The organism is Wolbachia endosymbiont of Aedes albopictus (assembly GCF_024804185.1).
Taxonomy (GTDB): Bacteria; Pseudomonadota; Alphaproteobacteria; order Rickettsiales; family Anaplasmataceae; genus Wolbachia; species Wolbachia pipientis_B.
This window is the reverse complement of sequence record NZ_CP101657.1, coordinates 757,767-777,844: the sequence shown is the minus strand read 5'-3', so window position 1 is coordinate 777,844 and position 20,078 is coordinate 757,767. Positions and strand designations below refer to the sequence as shown.

Here is a 20,078-nt window from a genome sequence, read left to right as displayed (position 1 = left end):
CTATGAGTGAGATCAAAGAATTGCAGAATTAAGTGTAAATGGTTACAGAGTAATTTCAAAGTGCATTTGCAGTTGGACTGGCTGAATGGATACATTTAATGAGAGTCCCATTTCACGGTGTTCAAATCTACTCCTTCTTGTACCATCTCCCAAAGTGGGCTCATTTCTCTCAGTCGGCCAATATTTTTAGCAACAAGATCTGCTGCGTACAAAACTTCTTCTTTAGTTGTAAATCGGCCTAGGCCAAATCTAATTGATGAATGCTCAAGGTCATGGCCATTATTTAGCGACCGTATGACATAGGAAGGCTCAAGAGACGCAGACGTGCACGCAGAACCAGAACTTACTGCTAAATCCTTGATTGCCATGATGAGAGACTCACCCTCAACATAGGGAAAGCTCAAGTTTAGGTTGCCAGGAATTCTATTTTCATAATCACCATTTAAAACGATATCAGGAAATGCTTCTTTTATCTTATTGTACAAAATATCTCTCAGTCCTTCTAATTTGCTTGCTTCTGTTCCCATTTCTTCTTTAGCAATACGTACCGCTTCACCAAAACCAACTGCAAGAGGTGTTGGAATTGTTCCAGAACGCATACCTCTTTCTTGTCCACCACCACTAATCAATGGTATCAGCCTAACACGAGGATTCTTTCTACGGACATATAATGCACCTATTCCCATAGGTCCATAAATTTTGTGGCTAGAGAGACTCATAAGATCAATGCACATCTCATTAACATCAATTGGAACTTTTCCAAAGCTTTGAGCTGCATCTGTATGGAAAAATATATTATGCTTTCTGCATATTTTACCAATCTCCTTTACAGGCTGAATTACTCCGATTTCATTATTTACCATCATCACTGAAACCAGGATTGTTTTATCAGTAATTGCTTCCTCAAGCTTTAATAAATCTATAATTCCGTTTTGCTTAACAGGCAAATATGTAACTTTAAAGCCTTCATTTTCCAGATGCCGACAAGAATCCAGAACACACTTATGCTCCGTGCAGACAGTTATTATATGATTTCCTTTATTTTTGTAAAAGTGAGCAACGCCCTTGATTGCTGTATTATTTGACTCAGTTGCACCTGAGGTAAAGATAATTTCTTTGCTATCTGCGTTCACCAGATCAGCGATGTGTTTCCTTGCTTTTTTCACTGCTTCTTCAGCAGTCCAACCAAATGAATGGCTGCGAGAGTGTGCATTACTGAATTCACCAAAACAAGGTATCATTACCTCCAAAACACGTGGATCCACTTTAGTAGTAGATTGATAATCAAGAAATATTGGTAATTTTATTTTAGTATCATGTATTTTCTTACTTTCAATATTCATAAAGCTACCACAGAGACAAAATTTACAACTATTTAATAGCACTAAAACTTAATTTTTTCAAGGTATAATCTTGCATCAACAAACATTGTCACCAAAGGGATGTGTGTATGAAGCTGGTTCACCCTGTGACGGTGTCATTCCAGTGCCCTGACTACTTGGATCCAGGAAACTTACCAAGTAAATGTACAATAAGAACTAGATTCTAGACTGGAATGACACCCTACTTAACCGTCATACCGCGATTCATTCGCGGTATCTCATCCACTAACACATAGCGGAATGACGAAGATGCCACCGCGAACCGTCATTCCGCCGCAGACCGTCATACCGCGATTCATTCGCGGTATCTCTTAACCGCTAACACATAGCGGAATGACGAAGATGCCACCGCGAACCGTCATTCCGCCGCAGACCGTCATACCGCGATTCATTCGCGGTATCTCTTAACCGCTAACACATAGCGGAATGACAAAGTTATCGTCATGCCACCGCGAACCGTCATTCCGCCACAGCGCTAACAAGAGATCCCGCTGCGGGATGACGAATTGCTTAACCGTCATGCCGCCACGAACCGTCATACCGCGATTCATTCGCGGTATCTCTTAGCCGCTAACACGTAGCGGGATGACGAATTGCTTAACCTTCATACCGCCACGAACCGTCATACTGCCGCGGCGCTAACAAGAGATCCCGCTGCGGGATGACGGTTGTCGTTTAGTTACAAATATTAAGAAATTTACCAAATAAAAAAAAAGGCAAAAGAAGCCCCGTGGTGCGAGTTTTGACTCTATATTACTGTAAGTGGCGCTGTAATAATGTGCTGACGCTTAGTTTAAGCGCGATTTGGCTGAATGTAGAAAAAATAAAAAAGACATGCAGCCGCTATAATTTTATGTAATCCGCCAATAAATACTCTGAGTTTTTTACTGAATTTTGTCATTGAGCCTGCAGGTCAAAAACAAGTTTTGAGTCATAAATACCCTTAATACTACAATAAGGGGGCTGGCGGAGTTTGTCAAGTAAGTTTTTTGTATCTTAACCTTAGATTTGAGAAATCGTATAGGCTTTTGTTCTCATGAAAATTATGTTCTCATAAGTAAATTCATGTTATCCTTTTGTGTTGATCTAAAGTTTTTTATGTTCATACACTTACGTGTTCATAGTGTTTATTCGCTGCTTGAAAGCTCGGTTAAAATTGAGGAGCTGATTAGCTTTTGTTTGCAGAACAAAATGCCAGCGGTTGCAATTACTGATTCAGGTAATTTATTTGGTTCACTTGAATTTGCAGAATATGCCGCTAGTAGGGGAATACAGCTAATAATAGGATGCAATATTATAGTAAAACATTCAGAACAAAATTTACCTATATTATTGCTTGCAAAAAATGAGCAAGGATATACTAATTTAGTCACTTTGGTGAGTGAGTCTTTTAAAAAGCGCAAGAATAACAGCGATATTCCTTACGTTGATTTTGATGAGCTATTGAATTTAAGTACGGGTCTGATCGCTTTAACCGGTGGGTGTTTGGCTCAACTATTGTTGGAGCAAGATAAAGAAACGGTTGAAAAACTGCTTTCAGCATTCGATGGTCATTTATATGTTGAATTGCAGCGTCATGGGCTGAATAAAGAGCTAGAGCTTGAAGAAGCTTTAATAGATTTTGCTTATCAGCGCAATGTACCACTAGTTGCAACGAATGATGTGTTTTTTCCAAATAGGTCTGACTATGAGGCTTATGATATATTAACGTGCATATCGGAGGGGAGTTATGCCCTGGAGAATAACAGAAAGAAGTTAACTACCGAGCATTATTTCAAATCTGTGGCAGAAATGGAGGAACTGTTCAGCGACATTCCCGAAGCAATTCATAACACTTTAGTGATAGCTAAGCGGTGCTCTTACATGCCAAGAAGCAGGCAGCCTATCTTGCCTAAATTTCCTTGTCGAGAAAATAAAACTGAGAATGAAGAACTGAGGGAGCAGGCAGTTGCAGGATTAGAATTCCGCATTGCGAATGAGACAGATATAGACCTTAAACAATACTACGATCGGCTGAATTACGAACTAAGCGTAATAACTTCGATGAACTACGCTGGCTACTTTTTGATAGTTTCTGATTTCATCCGTTGGAGCAAAGCAAATGGCATTCCAGTTGGGCCGGGAAGAGGTTCAGGAGCTGGATCAATTGTTGCTTGGGGCTTACAGATTACAGACCTTGACCCAATAAAGTTTGGCCTAATATTTGAAAGATTTTTGAATCCTGATCGTGTATCGATGCCTGACTTTGATATCGATTTCTGCCAAGAGAAAAGGGACCTGGTTATTGATTATGTTCAGAAAAAGTACGGTTATGTTGCTCAAATAATCACTTTTGGAAAATTGCAAGCAAGGGCAGTATTGCGTGATGTTGGTAGAGTATTGCAAATGCCTTACTCTCAAGTGGATAAAATATCTAAAATGGTTCCATTTAATCCAGTAAATCCTGTAACTTTATCGCAAGCGATAGAGCTTGATCAAAACCTGCAGAAAGAACGAGATAGTGATGAGGTAATTGCAAAGCTTCTTGATATATCACTAAAGCTCGAAGGAATATATCGTCACGTTTCAACTCATGCTGCTGGAATTGTAATATGTGATCAAAAGTTGGAAAATTTTGTTCCTGTGTACTATGATCCAAATTCGGCTCTGCCAATCACTCAATACAGCATGAAATATGTGGAGAAAGCTGGGTTAATAAAATTTGATTTTCTTGGACTCGGTACGCTAACACTAATAGATCATGTATGTCGTTTAATTAATCGTGATGAAAAAAAGATCGATATTTCTTCAGTTCTTTTGAATGATCAAAAAACCTATGAGATGCTCTCTAGCGGTGATTCAATTGGAGTGTTCCAGCTTGAAAGTTCGGGAATGAGAGAAGCTTTAATTAAATTAAAGCCAGATTGCATTGAAGATATTATCGCTTTAATTTCCCTTTATCGTCCAGGACCTATGGATAACATTCCAACTTATATTGCAAGAAAGCATGGCCTTGAAAAGCCAGATTATATTCATCCGTTACTTGAAGGAGTGTTAAAAGAAACATTTGGGGTAATAATCTACCAGGAACAGGTGATGGAAATAGCCCGTATTCTCTCTGGATATAGTCTTGCAGAAGCAGATTTGCTGAGACGTGCCATGGGTAAGAAAATTAAGGAAGAGATGGATAAACAACGTGCACTTTTCATCCAAGGAGCAACGAAGAATGGCGTTGATTATGACAGGGCAAGTTATATCTTTGACCTTGTTGCAAAATTTGCTGGTTATGGATTTAATAAATCTCACGCAGCTGCATATGCGGTTATATCTTATCAAACGGCTTACCTTAAAGCTAATTATCCATTAGAATTTTTTACAGCACTAATGAATCTAAATATTGATGATAGAGATAAAATGAATTTATTTTATCATGCAGCAAAGTTTAGTTGCGTTACCGTTCTTCCACCTGATATAAACAAGTCTCAAGCTGAATTCTCAATAGAGGGTGAGTGCATACGTTATGGTATTGCTGCATTGAGGAATGTTGGTTTTTCTATAGCAGAAGGAATAGTGAACACACGTTCAAGCGCTTATAAGGACATATGGGAATTCATTCAAAATTCAGGTCATATAATAAATAAGAGGGCGCTAGAAAGCCTAATTAAATCCGGGGCATTCGATAGCGTGCATAAGAACAGAAAGCAGCTATATGAGCCAATGGACATGCTGATTTACTTTGCAAATAAAAACAAACAGGATAGGGAATCAAGTCAAGCTGCTTTGTTTGGTAGTCTTGATGTCCTCAAACCGAAATTTGAGAATGTGGAAGATTTTGATGAAGAGGAAAAATTAGAGCATGAGTTATTTTCACTAGGATTTTATTTAACTAATCATCCACTTGAAAAATTTAGAATTCTTCTGGAAAAGTTAAATATTGGGTTTATCGGAGAAAATAAAACAGCAAAAACTGCTGGGGTAATATTAAATGCACGTATGAGAACTTCAGAGCGTGGAAGGTTTGTTATACTCACACTTTCTGATCCCCATAACGTTTCTGAAATAGCATTTTATAATAATGAAATAATAGAAGAAAAAAGAGATTTATTTTCACCAGGAACATTTGTGATAATTGATCTTGAAGCTTCGGAAAATACGACAAGATTAGCAGGCAAGGATATATCTGAGTTTACAAAAAGAATCGCTTCTACAATAAAGGAATTAGTTCTCACCACTGAGTGCACGGATTCGCAAAAGGCCGCTATGGAATTAAACACAATATTGAAAGATGAAGGCAGAACCAAAATAATGCTAAAACTTCTTCTCGAAAAACATAAAGTGAGCATCTTATTACCAGGTGCATACTCAATTGCTCCTCAAGTTATTTATGAAATATCTAACTTAAGCTGGATTAAAGGCGTAGAAATTAATACAAATAACTTGCTTATATAAAAAAGCTTTATATAATAAAATATTTAATTGGTATTAAAGGAAGATATAGTGAATCTTTATGAATTTACTTTTATAGCACAACAAGGATTGTTACAGCAAGAAGTAGAGGAGATGGTCCAAGAGCTAGCTGTTTCATTGAAAAATATTAAAGCAGATGTTATTTTCCAGAAGATTAAGAGTCTTATGGAAAAGCAAAATAGTACGCTTACAAAACAAGAGTTAGAAACGCGTGCTGAAAACATTAAAGAAGGTCTAGTTGCTTACTCTGATTTCTTGGAAGATCTTACAAAAATTTTATGGGTTGAATTGGAAGAAGATCTTTCAAATTTGAAAGAAGTGAAGTCAAAAATCGATAAAGAGTTGAAAGATGACCTAAAAGATTTAGGAATAACGCAAGATTTTATAAAATTTCTAGGATGCAGTGAGCAAATTACTAAAAGTGCGTTTATCTATAATGCAGTAAATGCTTTGAAGAGAAACATTTCAGAACATCTAATAAAGATTTTTCAAGATATTTTGAAAGATTTTAGAATAAACGGTCCAACTCAATCGAGCAAAGCATTGGAGATGCTTTTGGAAAACATTGAAGCATCGGGATTAATCAAGTATGAACATTGGGGTCTTTTGGATTTTCCATATCCAATAAATAAGATGAAGAGCGGTCATTATTGTATAATGTGCATAAGTTCTACTGCAAGCATTCTGGATGAATTTGTGCGTAGAATGAAACTTAATGAGAACGTTATTCGCCACTTGTCTGTGCAGGTTGATAAATTTTTTGAAGGTAAATCTTATATGATGAATAAACAAATTGAGGAGCAAAGCACATAATGATGAAAAGACGAAATAGTTTTAATAATTCTTACGTATCTGTAAATAATAGGACTGGCTTTAGGCGTTCTAAAGTTTGCCCTCTTGCTACGTCTAAAGATGAAGACATAGATTATAAGAATACAGATTTATTATCCAAATTTACCTCTGACTATGGTAGGGTATTACCTAGAAGATTAACAGGCGTATGTGCAAAAAAACAAAGGAAGTTACGCTTAGCGATCATAAGGGCACGTTTTTTAGCTCTTGTTCCTTACTGTACTAAAAAAGTTTAGGTAATTTATGTTGATAATTTTAAAGGAAAATATAAGGACTTTAGGTAAGCTTGGTGAAGTTGTCAAAGTTAAACCAGGTTATGCACGTAATTTTCTTTTTCCACAAAGAAAAGCGGTGAAGGCTACCAAGGAGAATTTAGCAAAACTAGAAGAACAACGTTTATTGCTGGAGGAAGAGAATACAAAAAGATTAAATGTAGCAAAAGAGCTTGCATTGTCACTACATGATAAGTTTGTGGTATTGATAAAGCAAGCTTCAGAGGATGGTAAAATTTTTGGTTCTGTAACAACACGTGAAATTGCGAAGGTTTTACTACAAGGAGGACATGCGATAGATCACCGTAGTTTATCTTTTGGTGGAATAAGCATCAAAAACTTGGGTGAATACCAAGTAAACATAGAATTACATAGTGAAGTAGTAGTACCAATTACTATATACGTCGTGAAATCCGAAACAGATGCAAATGAGTTAAGGCAAGTAAAATTGCAAAATCAGAAGTCTGAGGAACAAGAAGGTGAAGCAGTGGAGCAAGAAGATGCAAATAACAAATAGCAGTGAATAAAATATATCAACTATTCCTGTCATTCCAGTGCCTTTTTTTTCTGTCATCCCAGTGCGTGACACTGGGATCTAGCATGTTCAAAGATAAGACGGGGGTCATTTAATGATCCCGCGCTATAGCCAAAAAGAAATGTCTTCCATTTGGGAGGAAAATAATAAATTTAATATATGGCTTAAAATAGAAAAATTAGCGTGTGAAGCTCAAGCAGAGTTAGGAGTGATTCCAAATAGTGTTGCTCAGAAGCTCTCTGGTGCTATTGAATTTGATATTGAACGTATCAACGAAATTGAATCCATTGTAAAACATGATGTTATAGCTTTTCTGACATACGTTGCTGAAAAAGCGGGAGTTGATGTTCGTTATCTCCACTATGGAATGACAAGTTCTGATGTTTTGGATACATGCCTTGCGGTGCAGTTGAAAGAGTCATGTGATATTTTACTCGGGAATCTAGAAAATTTACTTGCAGTATTTAAAAAAAAAGCTGAGGACTATAAAGATATTGTTTGTGTTGGGCGCAGTCATGGAATGCATGCAGAACCAACAACTCTTGGATTAAAATTTGCTAGATTTTATGCTGAATTTAAACGCAATTATCAGAGATTAATTAGCGCGCAAAAAGAGATCTCAATTTGTAAAATATCAGGTGCAGTAGGTAATTTTGCAAATGTTGATCCGTTTGTTGAAGAGTATGTAGCGAAAGAAATGGGACTCATATCTGAAACCATATCGTCTCAAGTCATTCCTCGTGATAGACATGCCATGTTCTTTTCGGTTTTGGGAGTGATTGCAAGCTCAATAGAAAATATTGCAATTGAAATTCGTCATTTGCAAAGAACTGAAATCGGCGAAATTTTTGAGCATTTTTCCATTGGGCAGAAGGGAAGCTCTGCTATGCCACACAAATGTAATCCTATTTTAAGTGAAAATCTGACTGGACTCTCACGTTTAATACGCAGTTATGTTTTTCCTGCGTTAGAAAATGTTGCATTGTGGCACGAACGTGATATATCACACTCGTCTGTGGAAAGATGCATTGCTCCTGATGCTTGTATAATAATGGATTTTGCTTTAGTGCGATTAACAGATTTGATAGATAAATTGGTAATCAATAAGGAAAACATTGAAAAGAACTTAAATTCTTCAAAAGGTTTAGTTTTCTCACAGCGTGTATTGCTTGAGTTAGTAAATAGTGGTTTGGCGAGGGAAGAGGCGTATAAAATTGTTCAGAGCAATGCAATGAAAGTGAAACAAAACAACAGTGATTTTCTGGCCGAATTGAAACAAGATAAACATTTACTTAAGGTTATTAACTCGGAAAAACTTGAATCTTTGTTTGATTTGAAATATTATACAAAGCATGTAGATCACATATATAGCAAGGTTTTCAATTAGGCTGAGTAGCTCAGTTGGTAGAGCAGGAGGATCATAATCTCTTGGTCGGGGGTTCAAGTCCCTCCTCAGCCACTCGAACTAAACTATGGCAAGATAGTGCTATTGGTGAAGTAGTGCGACCCAGTGTCAGCTACTTGGAATGGTTATGTTCAGTTGTATATCCACTTAGGCGTACAGTTTAGAGGAAAATGGATAAGAGATTGTGAAAAGGGTTTAGCTTTCGGCCTATGATCTCTTTAAATGACAGAATTTCACTACAAAACTTAACTTTCTTCTATGCAATTGGCTAGGTCAAGAAAGGTGAATCTATCTCTTGTTGCAAACGCAAGATCGACCACTTTACAATATTGTTCTTTATTCCAACTGAGGTGCTCTGGTAAGTGCGGAATTGATAGATCTTCAAATATTTTTTGCAGGTATTTTGCAGGTAGTAAATTTTGCTTAATTAAATTGGAAATATTAGTCCATTCTTTACAAATAATCTCTTGGATTTTTTGCTGCATAATTTGCTTCTGTTCAAAAGTTCTTACAAATTCGATATTATCAAAGCACTGAGTTATATGTTTTACATCTAAAGTGGTCGGGTTGATAATCGGGTTTTGTATTGATAATATCTTTTCCTGCAAATTAGCCATAGTAATCGTCGTAACAGCAATTTTTTCGCCATGTAGTGAGGAATGATCTCTTGTTACCATTTCCATTGCGTGAGCTATCATATGCTCTCCTTGGCTTGCAGAATAGCTGCCTTTTGATATTACCATTCCAAGTCCTGAAATTAGTAGAATTTCCATAAGTAATAGGACCACTTTTCTACTTCTTTTAGTAAGCGCCGTATACTCTCTTAGCAAAATTTGCTCCAAATCGCGAATAAGTGTAAAAGGTAATTCATTGTATTCTGTGCCAAGCAACAAATGAGATAGTAGCCAGTCAGCCTGAACTGTCGAACGGCAAATGAAATCTGCAAATCCGCTTAATGTGAGACGCAGTGGTGCATTGGTAAGTATGTCTATATCTATATATATCGCTCTTGGAAGATGTGCTTTGAACGATTTTTTGTATCCATTTACTAATATTGAAGCATTTGCGGATGTATATCCATTCATGGAAGCGGCTGTTGGGAACGATATATAATCTTTTTTCTCGAGGTAGCTTGCATATTTGCAGATGTCGTTAACGGTGCCGCTACCAAATGCAACTATTAAGTCACTGTCTTTTGCTTTGTTTCTAACTAGATTTACGGTTTCAAGAGAGGCAAGTGAAAGATTAGTACCCATGGTTGGTGTCATTTCAGCACGTGACGCTGATTTTTTTTCCTGGATCCCAGTCTCGGAGGACTGGGATGATAAAATGTAGGGAGCATCCGAAATGATATGAGGTTTTGCAAGAGGCACAATGGTATTGCTCGGGATAATTAAGTGAGAAATTTTATTAAATACGTTTTTGTTTAAAAGTTTTGCTGTGTTTTCATCTGCAACTAGAAAGATGTCATCTCCGTGTCGTGTGCATATTTTATAGATATCATCAGCAAGGTGGTAATCTGTTATTACTTCCCTTAGAAAAGTTTGTTCGGCTTGATGTAATATTTGTTTTAAATAGTGCATAGAGTGTTTACAATATAGCAATATAAGTATTTTAAGATTGACATGAAGATTGACCCTGTAGAGCTAACTAAGAAATTGATCTCTTTTGAGAGTATAACACCAAGGGACGGCGGGGCAATAGAGCATATAGCAACAATCTTCAAGAAAAGTGGCTTTGACTGTGAGATTTTAGAATTTGGTGATGATGGAACTAAAGTTAAAAATCTTTATGCGAAATATATAAACGGAGTACCAAATTTGTGCTTTGCTGGGCATGTTGATGTTGTACCACCGGGTCAGTTAAAAGATTGGGCATTTGGTCCATTTAATCCAGAAGTTAGAGATGGAATGCTATATGGAAGAGGAGCAGCTGATATGAAAAGCGGAATAGCTGCATTTATTGCTGCTATGGCAAATTTAATTGCAGAAAAGTTTCAATTTAATGGTTCGATAAGTGCATTGATTACCAGTGCTGAAGAAAGCACGGAAAAATATGGAACAAAAGCAGTTTTAGAATGGATGAAAAGTAAGCAAAAAAAGATAGATTTTTGTGTAGTTGCCGAACCAACCAGTAGTGAGAAATTAGGTGATACCATAAAAATAGGCAGAAGAGGTTCTGTAACATTTGAATTAATTTGCCATGGAAAACAAGGACACGTTGCCTACCCAGACCTAGCAGATAATCCAATATATAAGGTAATATCGATATTGAGTAAGGTAAAAAATACTACTTTTGATCATGGTAATAAATATTTTCAGCCTTCACATTGCGAAGTTACTACTATCGATGTTGGAAATAATACTAGCAATCTAATACCTAGTTCAGCAACTACACGTTTTAACATTCGATATAACGATACACAAACACCTGACGGCTTATATAAGCTGATTGATGAAATATGCTCCAGTGTAACTAACGATTATAAACTTTCTATGCATAGCAGCAGGGACGTTTTCCTCTCTACTCCTGATAGAAATACTGATATTATGCTTGATGCGATAAATAAAGTTACCAGTATTGATGCTGTGCTGAGCACAAGTGGTGGCACATCTGACGCTGCGTTTATCAAAGATGTTTGTTCAGTGATTGAATTTGGTATAATCAACAAAACCGCACATCAGATAAACGAATGTGTATTAGTAAATGATATACACAAATTAACAGCTATATATAAGGAATTCATAGAAAATTATTTCAATCCCACTAATAAAATATTGAATCAGATCAACGTAGTTAGTAATATACCTAGTGGTCCATTGTTAGCTTAGATGTAATCAGATCTCTTGCATAACTGTTGTTTGAGTAACAACTGCCAGCGTGTGACGCAAAAACTATGAGAGCTACAAAAACCACTTGACAAACTCCGCCAGCTCCCTTATTATGATAATAAGGGTATTTATGACTCAAAACTTGTTTTTGACCTGCAGGCTCAATGACAAAATTCAGTAAAAAACTCAGAGTATTTATTGGCGGATTACATAAAATTATAGCGGCTGCATGTCTTTTTTATTTTTTCTACATTCAGCCAAATCGCGCTTAAACTAAGCGTCAGCACATTATTACAGCGCCACTTACAGTAATATAGAGTCAAAACTCGCACCACGGGGCTTCTTTTGCCTTTTTTTTTATTTGGTAAATTTCTTAATATTTGTAGCTGGAGACTCTCATCTTTAGCGAGCTCCAAGGTAATTGGTTGCTATTTGCAAAAATATTCGCATAATTTAAGTAACATTACTTAATAAAAATTAACTATGGAGCTTAATAAGATTGCAGCATCGATTTTACTTTCTGGGCTAATCATTATGATAGTCAGCAACGTAGTTGATATGCTGTATAGTCCAGAGGAATATAAGATTGAACACCAAACGATAGTAACTGCTGGTCACAATGAGTTCCAGCAAAAAATCGAGCAAGTGGCGCTCGATATTGGAGCGCTCATGCAGAATGCTAGTTTTGAGAAAGGTAAATCAGCAGCAAAAAAATGCATAGCCTGCCATAGTTTTGAGAAAGGTGGAATGAATAAAGTAGGACCAAACTTATGGAACGTAGTTGGAAATAAAAAGGCTCATCTTGGTAACTCATTCAATTACTCAAAAGCAGTGCTTGAAAGAGGTGGAAAATGGGGATATGAGGAGCTATTTGCCTTTTTAAAGAATCCAAAAGCCTATATAAAAGGTACACGTATGGCATTTGCAGGTATTTCCAATCCACAAGAAATTGCAGATCTAGTCAGCTATTTGCGTTCGATGAGCGATAGTCCGGTTGCTTTGCCAAAGTAGTATGAATTATTGCAAATTGTTTGATGGAAATAATGGTCACACAGCATATCGAAAGCTACAAGGGAAGAAAGCTTCTGTAGTTTTTTTTGGTGGATTTGCATCTAATATGGATGGAACTAAAGCAACTGCTGTTTACAAATTTTGCCAAGAAAACGATATAGCACTTGTGCTATTTGATTATTTTGGTCACGGTTATTCAAGTGGTGATTTTATTGATTACACGATAAGTGATTGGCAAAAAAATTGTGCTAAAGTGATGAGTGAATTAACTAGCGATAAACAAATAATTATAGGTTCAAGTATGGGAGGATGGCTGATGCTGCTCACTGCCCTTCAATTTCCGGAAAAAATTGCAGCATTAATCGGCATATCGTCTGCTCCTGATTTTACTGAAGATTTGATATTCAAGCAATTGTCAGGCAAGCAAAAGGAAGAACTAGATTCTAAAGGTGCAATAGATTTCACTTCAGAGCATTGTACATACAAAATAACTAAAAATTTGATCGAAGATGGCAGAAAGAACCTTCTTTTAAATAGAGAAGCAATAGATATAAACTGTCCTGTGCGCTTATTGCATAGCATTAATGATAAAGATGTTCCTTATCAAACTTCATTGAATTTAGCTGAAAAAATCAAGTCAACCGATGTTGAAGTATACTTGATAAAATCAGCAGAGCATAACATGTCTGACAATCATTCGCGGGAAGTTTTATTTAAGACCATTAGAGAATTTTTGCCAGCAAAAACATATAGGTAACCGTTCACAGATTTCCACTTAATTCTTCAATCTCACTAATAGAAAGGCCAGTAAACTTGACAATAGTGTTGACATCAACATTATTAGCCAGCATTGCTTTTGCGACTTCAATTTTCCCTTCCTCTTTACCAATTTTTTTACCTTTCTCTTCAGCAAGATCAAGTCTGTATTCAAGAATAGCTTCTTCTTTGCGTAGATCCATTATCCTTTCTTCATAGGCTACTAAATCTTTTTCGTTCCAACGAAACTTGTCTAATTCATCATATGCTAGCTTTATTATTGGCGCTTTTTCTGCTATCTCTTTTAAGTCCTCTTCTGTTGTTTCTTCTGCGTATTTAAAAAAGAAACACCACCTTTCTACTATACTTTCTAACTGCTCTACTTTATTTTTTGCGAATTTAGGCAACTCAATAAAGACAAACTGAAAATCTTTTAAGTAATGGCCGTTAGTTTTTATATCACGTATATTGTGAGTAGAAATATAATCAACTTCTTCAGGAAGTAAGTTACAATTTGATATAGCAATAAAGAAGACTTTCTTTAAATCAATGTAGTTGCCAGATTTATCTAATTGTCTTGAATAGGCTTTAGCGGCATATAATTGAGCGCGTTTTTCGAAGCCCTTGTCTCTAGCGAGCTGCATTTCTGCTATATATCTATTTCCGTGAGAATCCTTGCAGAGAACATCAACAATACTTTGTTTATCAGAGGCAACTTCGGGATCCATAATAGTGCTAAGAAACTCAACTTCTTGTATTGCATTTATCTCAGTAAACCCTAAAATATCGTTCAAAAAGTGAATAAGGATATTCTTATTTTTTTCCGTTCCAAAGATTTTTTTGAAACACAAATCATTGCGAGGATCGAGAAATTTTGAGAGAGCCATGGCAAAAATGCTTAAAAATATTAATAATTATACACTATTATTAACAATTATTCAACCATATTTTTGAAGATAGCTATGCTGCCGTGGCGCTAACTAGTAGCGGTATGATGGTTTTTCAAATTGTCGTAAGTCAGTTTAGCTATAGGCAGCAATTTTCCGTATTTATTTTAAATTGAAGAAAACTCAAATGAAAGATCGTGCTTTGCTAAAAATCACAGAATGCAGTCTGGTTACACATATAGTTGAAGTAATTCAGATTTGTAAGATATGTTTATCTGCAGTTATAGCTTCAACAGTAGGCGTTACTCTTTATTACCTCAACATTTTCTCTTGGCAATTCTTTAATGAACCGAGAAGTGCGCATCGGTTGCCACTGGTTGTTAATTTCCCTCCTATCTGCACATGAAATGATTAACCTTTCCTTTGCCCTGGTTATTCCAACATATGCAAGTCTCCTTTCTTCTTCTAAAGCTTTACCACTTTTATCTTCAAAAGATCTTTGATGAGGAAATAATCCCTCTTCCCAACCAGGTAGAAACACGGACGGGAATTCAAGTCCTTTGGCTGCATGAAGAGTCATAACATATACGGTGTCATCGTTATTCATATTATCCACTTCCATCACTAGACTTATATGCTCCAAGAAAGTTGTGGCATTATCGAAATTTTTTAAAGATGAGATGAGCTCCTTGACATTTTCTATTCGTGCTAAGCCTGTTACCTCCTCATTTTCAAGCATTTCAATATACCCTGATTGGTTTGCTACGATTTTAACGAATTCATGCAGTGGTTTTACACTTACTATTTCTTCCCAAGCTTTAATTTTATTTAAAAAATCATTTAGTGAGAGTTTAATTCTTTCGGTTACTTGATTACTATTAACTAATATTTTTCCTGCCTCAAAAAAAGAAATTTTGTTATCCTGAGCAGTCGTGTATATTTTCTTTAGAGTTGTAGCTCCTATGCTTCTTTTTGGCCGATTTACGATCCTTTCGAAAGCTAAGTCATCGTTATTGTTTGTAACGAGTCTTAAATATGCAATTATATCCCTGACTTCCTGACGTTCGTAGAATTTTACACCACTTATAATCTTGTAGGGAATTGAATATTTTATAAAATACTCTTCGAGAACTCTAGTTTGAAAAGTGGCCCTTACCAGTACTGCAATGTCACTAAATCTGTATTTATTGAGCTTTAATATCTGTTCGCTTATGAACCTTGCTTCAGCTTTTCCGTCCCATAATTTTATTAGATTTACCTTTTCCCCTTCAACATTTGTTGTCCACAATTTTTTTTCTAAGCGAGTCTTATTGTGATTGATAACATATGACGCAGTTGCAAGTATGTGGGATGTTGACCTGTAGTTACACTCTAGTTTAACGGTTCTTGCATTTTTAAAATCATCGGAGAACTTCAAAATATTTTCAACTTCTGCACCACGCCAACTATATATCGACTGGTCATCATCTCCTACACAGCAAATATTTGAGTGCTCTTTTGCAAGGTATTTTAGCCAAAGATATTGTATCGCATTTGTATCCTGATACTCATCTACCATGACATATTTAAACTTATTTTGGTAGTAGGACAGAACTTCAGTCTTTTGATTAAAGAGTTGTATGTTATATAGCAATAAGTCACCAAAATCGACAGAGTTAAGGAATTTTAACCTTTCCTGATACTGGTGATAGACTTTGAGTGCAGTTACGTACACTGGCCTAAATGATTGAATATCTTCCACTTCAGGTGGCAATAAGCACTTCTCTTTCCATTGCTGAATAATATTCATAATGGTCTTACATTTTTCTGATAGGTAATCAGGGCTTATTTCATTAATAATATTTTTTATTACCTGTAATTGGTCATCCACACCAATGATTGTAAAATTGGAATTTAGCCCCACGACTTCAGCATGATGACGTAGAATTTTTGCTGCAATTGCATGGAAAGTGCCAAGCCATGGTATGTTTGTGCCTGTTAGCTCAAGTACCCTTGATACCATCTCATTTGCTGCTTTGTTTGTGAATGTAACAGCTAATATTTCATCAGAATAAGCATGACCGTTTCTAATTATGTGCGCTATTCTTGAAGTAATCGTTCTTGTTTTTCCCGTTCCGGCTCCTGCCAATATTAAAACCGGTCCATCTATGTGAGTTACAGCTGATTGTTGTTCTGGATTTAGCAGTAAGAGATAATCGTTCATTTGCAGCCCTATAGATTATAACTTCATAAAGTTAAACCTATGATCGAAATATTGTAAAGGTTTTATTGAATAGAACAGTTAAATAATGCTTCACTCAAGTACTACATATTTAAACGTAGATCTATCTTATTGGGGTAGTTTCAAGTGTATGCTGAGTAACAACAACTTGATTTAAGTCATTGGTACCAGAACTTCTCCTTGTTGGGTGGATAGGTGGAGTTTGGAATGGCTTATATGTACGGTTTAGTTCCTCCATTTCTATTTCTTCAACAAGGGGTTTTTCTTTTGGGGTATAGTGATTATGCGTTGCAGGTCGTTCAATGAGATTTTCATATGTTTCTTTCAACCAAGTTCCGATATCATACATAAATCCATACGCTTTTTCTTTAAATTCTCTCAATGATCTACTGAAACTTGCTAGCGTGTTATTAAAGTAAATTGTCACATAATCTCTTGTGGTGTATTGATAACTTTTGCCATCTAATTTGCCACTTTGTGCGTTAGAACTATTGTTGCTTTTGAAATAACCAAATATGTTGTACATTTTGAGCTACCGCTGATTATTAATATACATATATTATGCATTAATAAATTAAAGTTGTCAAGAGTGTTTATTGCATTACTGATAAAATACTCTATATAATAATTTAAAATGGAACTGGAGCTTTGTAGTACAATGCTTTAAACGTTTAATATAATATTGACTTTACAACAATAGTCACTTTAAATTAGTAACTATTGTTGCAGTTAAAGTATCAATGCCTTTTTTCTTTTATTTTTTTGCAATTCTAAGCATTTTATCTGCTGTATGTGTGATTAGCGTAAGAAATCCTGTGCATGCAGTATTATTTTTAATTTTCACCTTTGTTAACTCTGCAGTTCTTTTCATTCTTCTTGGAGCTGAATTCATCGCTATGATGGTGCTGATAGTATACATCGGTGCGGTTGCAGTGTTGTTCCTCTTTGTAGTTATGATGCTCGATATTGACTACATAAGGTTGCGCCAGGGTTTTGCAAAGCATTTCACTCTTAGTGCTATATTATGTGTTGTGTTTTTTCTAGTCATCAGCTTTGTAATCCGCAGCTCAGCACTCAATATAAGCAATGTTATAAACTATAATACTAATAACGTGAAAGCTATCGGTAATTTGCTTTACACTGACTACATGTACGCTTTTCATCTTTCTGGTATTCTACTGCTTGTTGCAATTGTCGGTGCAATCGCTCTTACTTTACAGGACAAGAAAAAAGAAGTTAAAAAACAGAATGTATTAAAGCAATTGACACAATCTTCATCTGTAAAATTGATTAAGGCTAAATTTGGAAAAGGAGTAGAATGGAAATAGGATTAAATCATTTTTTGATAGTTGCTGCTATTTTGTTCACTATTGGGGTGTGCGGTATTTTCATTAACCGTAAGAGCATAATCAATATATTATTATCAATAGAAATATTATTGCTGGCAATTAACATCAATTTAGTTGCTTTTTCTGCCTTTATGAATGATATAGTTGGGCAAATTTTTGTGATGTTTGTGTTGACTGTTGCGGCAGCAGAGTCAGGAGTTGGACTTGCAATATTGGTTGTATATTATAGAAGCCGTGGCAATATAGACGTTGAACAAGCAAATTTAATGAAAGAATGAAAGTATGATGGATATACTGAAACTAATAGTATTTTTGCCACTCTTTGGTTCGCTATTTGCAGCACTTTTTAGAAAAAGTCAGTTAGTTACAACGGCAGGGATTGGAATATCTGCAGTTTTATCTTGGTATGTTTTTCTCACCTTCTCTGAAAATTATCACTTGAGTTTATTTCCTCTATTTTCATTAAGTGTATTAAAAGTAAATTGGGCAATTAGTGTGGATGCTCTCTCATCCTTAATGCTTATTGTTATTACCACCGTTTCACTAGTAGTCCACCTCTATTCTATCGGTTATATGGAGCATAATAAAGGGAAGTCGAGGTTTTTTTCTTACCTATCGCTGTTTACGTTTTGCATGATTGTGCTGGTTGTAAGCGATAATTTCGTGCAGCTTTTTTTTGGCTGGGAAGGGGTTGGCCTATGTTCTTATTTACTCATAGGATTTTGGTTCCAAAAATATTCTGCAAATAATGCAGCAATTAAAGCATTTGTTGTGAATAGGGTAGGAGATTTTGCACTATTGATTGGGATCTTTCTCATTTATTATACATTTCACTCTTTGAAATTTACTGAAGTTTTTGACGCAGCTGATCTTCTTGGCACGCAGAACATTAGAGCATTCTGCTGTGAATTTAAAATAATTCATATAATATGCATATTACTTTTTCTTGGCTGTATGGGTAAATCTGCACAGCTTGGTTTACATGTTTGGTTGCCAGATGCAATGGAAGGGCCAACCCCTGTTTCTGCACTCATTCATGCAGCAACGATGGTAACAGCAGGTATATTTTTAATAGCAAAATGTTCTCCATTGTTTGAGTTATCAAATGTGGCACGAGAATTAATAGTTATCGTTGGTGCACTTACTGCTTTTTTTGCAGCCACCGTTGCGATTACTCAGAATGATATAAAAAAAATAATTGCTTATTCAACCTGCAGTCAACTTGGTTATATGTTTATGGCATGTGGGCTTTCTGCTTACAATGTTGCTATTTTTCATTTAATGACACACGCTTTTTTTAAAGCTCTACTATTTCTTGGTGCTGGCAATGTAATTCATGCAATGCATCATAAGCAAAACATTCAGAAAATGGGAAATTGCTGGAAGAAAATCCCTTGTACTTACGCTCTCATGTGGATTGGTTCTCTTGCGCTTTCTGGAATATTTCCATTTGCAGGTTTTTACTCAAAGGATTTGATAATTGAACATGCTTATAGCACGGATAGCTTTGCTTTTGTAATAAGCTTAGTTGTTGCATTCTTCACAGCGTTTTACTCTTGGAGGTTATTGCTTCTTGTGTTCCATAGCCAAAAACAAAGTAAAATTAATATACATGAAGCACCAAAGATTATGCTTATACCATTACTGATACTTGCTTTTGGATCGGTATTTTCTGGAGTGTGGGGAGCAAATATTTTGAACATAACTAGTAATGTGTTTTGGAAATCAAGTTTAATGGTAATTGATGAGCATGGAGTTCATAATTTCTTTATAAAACTACTGCCAACCTTAGCGAGCCTAAGTGGAATAGCTCTTGCGTACCTGATTTACCAATATCAAGTAATTAGGCAAATTAAGAGTAAATTTTTACTTAAGTTTTTGCAGAATAAATGGTACTTTGATGAGGTGTATGAGTTTGTTATAATTGCACCGATAAGGTTTATATCTAGGCTTTTATGGAAGTTTGATGTTAAGGCTATTGATTCATTTGGACCAAATGGTGTTGTAAGGTTGGTTAATGAATGTTCAAAAAGTTCTATAAAGTTACAAACTGGTTATATATTTGATTATGCATTTATTATGTTTGTTACTTTAATAATCGGTGCTTTATATATTATTGGAATTAAATAGA

General features: G+C 35.7%; 17 protein-coding genes and 1 tRNA gene. 12 read left to right on the top strand and 6 right to left on the bottom strand.

Features of this window, described 5'->3' with window-relative positions:
- Positions 1–95: 95 nt before the first annotated feature.
- Together NHG98_RS04000 and NHG98_RS03995 are read right to left on the bottom strand one after the other, a co-directional pair.
- The gene (locus tag NHG98_RS04000; protein ID WP_096560745.1) at positions 96–1,343 is read right to left on the bottom strand and encodes an IscS subfamily cysteine desulfurase; all 1,248 of its coding nucleotides are present in this window, start codon (positions 1,341–1,343) and stop codon (positions 96–98) included.
- 443 nt (positions 1,344–1,786) lie between these two features.
- Positions 1,787–1,933, bottom strand: a complete 147-nt coding sequence (locus NHG98_RS03995) for a hypothetical protein (protein ID WP_259245301.1) — start codon at positions 1,931–1,933, stop codon at positions 1,787–1,789.
- Between the two features lie 547 nt (positions 1,934–2,480).
- Here NHG98_RS03995 and dnaE point away from each other — a divergent pair.
- From dnaE to NHG98_RS03965, 6 genes are all read left to right on the top strand, one after another.
- Positions 2,481–5,810, top strand: coding sequence for a DNA polymerase III subunit alpha (gene dnaE / locus NHG98_RS03990; protein ID WP_096616554.1), 3,330 nt, complete (start codon positions 2,481–2,483; stop codon positions 5,808–5,810).
- Positions 5,811–5,858: 48 nt separating this feature from the next.
- Positions 5,859–6,641 (top strand): 30S ribosomal protein S6, encoded by a 783-nt coding sequence (rpsF, locus tag NHG98_RS03985; protein ID WP_096616552.1) that lies wholly within the window; start codon positions 5,859–5,861, stop codon positions 6,639–6,641.
- Positions 6,641–6,916 (top strand): 30S ribosomal protein S18, encoded by a 276-nt coding sequence (gene rpsR, locus NHG98_RS03980; RefSeq protein WP_096616550.1) that lies wholly within the window; start codon positions 6,641–6,643, stop codon positions 6,914–6,916. The genes rpsF and rpsR overlap by 1 nt, the downstream gene beginning before the upstream one ends.
- 7 nt (positions 6,917–6,923) lie before the next feature.
- On the top strand, positions 6,924–7,469 hold the full coding sequence (rplI, locus tag NHG98_RS03975; protein ID WP_096616547.1) for a 50S ribosomal protein L9: 546 nt from the start codon (positions 6,924–6,926) through the stop codon (positions 7,467–7,469).
- Positions 7,470–7,581: 112 nt separating this feature from the next.
- Positions 7,582–8,874 (top strand): adenylosuccinate lyase, encoded by a 1,293-nt coding sequence (purB, locus tag NHG98_RS03970; RefSeq protein WP_096616545.1) that lies wholly within the window; start codon positions 7,582–7,584, stop codon positions 8,872–8,874.
- Positions 8,874–8,946, top strand: a tRNA-Met gene (locus NHG98_RS03965). Before purB ends, NHG98_RS03965 begins: the two co-directional genes overlap by 1 nt.
- Positions 8,947–9,137: 191 nt before the next feature.
- Here the strand turns inward: NHG98_RS03965 and NHG98_RS03960 are convergent.
- Complete coding sequence (locus tag NHG98_RS03960; protein ID WP_096616543.1) at positions 9,138–10,475, bottom strand: iron-containing alcohol dehydrogenase; 1,338 nt, start codon at positions 10,473–10,475, stop codon at positions 9,138–9,140.
- A gap of 42 nt (positions 10,476–10,517) precedes the next feature.
- Here NHG98_RS03960 and dapE point away from each other — a divergent pair, with 42 nt between their 5' ends.
- The 3 genes from dapE to NHG98_RS03945 all read left to right on the top strand — a co-directional run bounded on the left by dapE (position 10,518) and on the right by NHG98_RS03945 (position 13,491).
- Positions 10,518–11,723 carry a succinyl-diaminopimelate desuccinylase gene (gene dapE / locus NHG98_RS03955; RefSeq protein WP_096616541.1) on the top strand — a complete coding sequence of 402 codons (1,206 nt, stop codon included), beginning with the start codon at positions 10,518–10,520 and terminating at the stop codon, positions 11,721–11,723.
- A 483-nt stretch (positions 11,724–12,206) separates the two neighbouring features.
- Entirely contained in the window at positions 12,207–12,734 is a 528-nt protein-coding gene (locus NHG98_RS03950; RefSeq protein WP_096616536.1) for a c-type cytochrome, read from the top strand.
- Position 12,735: 1 nt separating this feature from the next.
- Complete coding sequence (locus tag NHG98_RS03945; protein WP_096616534.1) at positions 12,736–13,491, top strand: alpha/beta hydrolase; 756 nt, start codon at positions 12,736–12,738, stop codon at positions 13,489–13,491.
- Between the two features lie 4 nt (positions 13,492–13,495).
- Here NHG98_RS03945 and NHG98_RS03940 read toward each other — a convergent pair whose 3' ends face one another.
- The 3 genes from NHG98_RS03940 to NHG98_RS03930 all read right to left on the bottom strand — a co-directional run bounded on the left by NHG98_RS03940 (position 13,496) and on the right by NHG98_RS03930 (position 17,124).
- The gene (locus tag NHG98_RS03940; RefSeq protein ID WP_259245300.1) at positions 13,496–14,377 is read right to left on the bottom strand and encodes an Rpn family recombination-promoting nuclease/putative transposase; all 882 of its coding nucleotides are present in this window, start codon (positions 14,375–14,377) and stop codon (positions 13,496–13,498) included.
- 289 nt (positions 14,378–14,666) lie between these two features.
- Positions 14,667–16,580, bottom strand: coding sequence for an ATP-dependent helicase (locus NHG98_RS03935; RefSeq protein ID WP_096676802.1), 1,914 nt, complete (start codon positions 16,578–16,580; stop codon positions 14,667–14,669).
- A 121-nt stretch (positions 16,581–16,701) separates the two neighbouring features.
- Positions 16,702–17,124: a WD_0964 family protein gene (locus NHG98_RS03930; protein WP_096616977.1), complete on the bottom strand. Its 423-nt coding sequence runs from the start codon at positions 17,122–17,124 to the stop codon at positions 16,702–16,704.
- 214 nt (positions 17,125–17,338) lie between these two features.
- Here NHG98_RS03930 and NHG98_RS03925 point away from each other — a divergent pair, with 214 nt between their 5' ends.
- From NHG98_RS03925 to nuoL, 3 genes are read left to right on the top strand one after another with little or no spacing between them, the layout of a single operon-like run.
- Complete coding sequence (locus NHG98_RS03925) at positions 17,339–17,926, top strand: NADH-quinone oxidoreductase subunit J (protein ID WP_096616979.1); 588 nt, start codon at positions 17,339–17,341, stop codon at positions 17,924–17,926.
- The gene (gene nuoK / locus NHG98_RS03920; protein ID WP_019236815.1) at positions 17,917–18,225 is read left to right on the top strand and encodes an NADH-quinone oxidoreductase subunit NuoK; all 309 of its coding nucleotides are present in this window, start codon (positions 17,917–17,919) and stop codon (positions 18,223–18,225) included. Before NHG98_RS03925 ends, nuoK begins: the two co-directional genes overlap by 10 nt.
- A gap of 4 nt (positions 18,226–18,229) precedes the next feature.
- The gene (nuoL, locus tag NHG98_RS03915) at positions 18,230–20,077 is read left to right on the top strand and encodes an NADH-quinone oxidoreductase subunit L (protein WP_259245298.1); all 1,848 of its coding nucleotides are present in this window, start codon (positions 18,230–18,232) and stop codon (positions 20,075–20,077) included.
- Position 20,078: the final 1 nt, after the last annotated feature.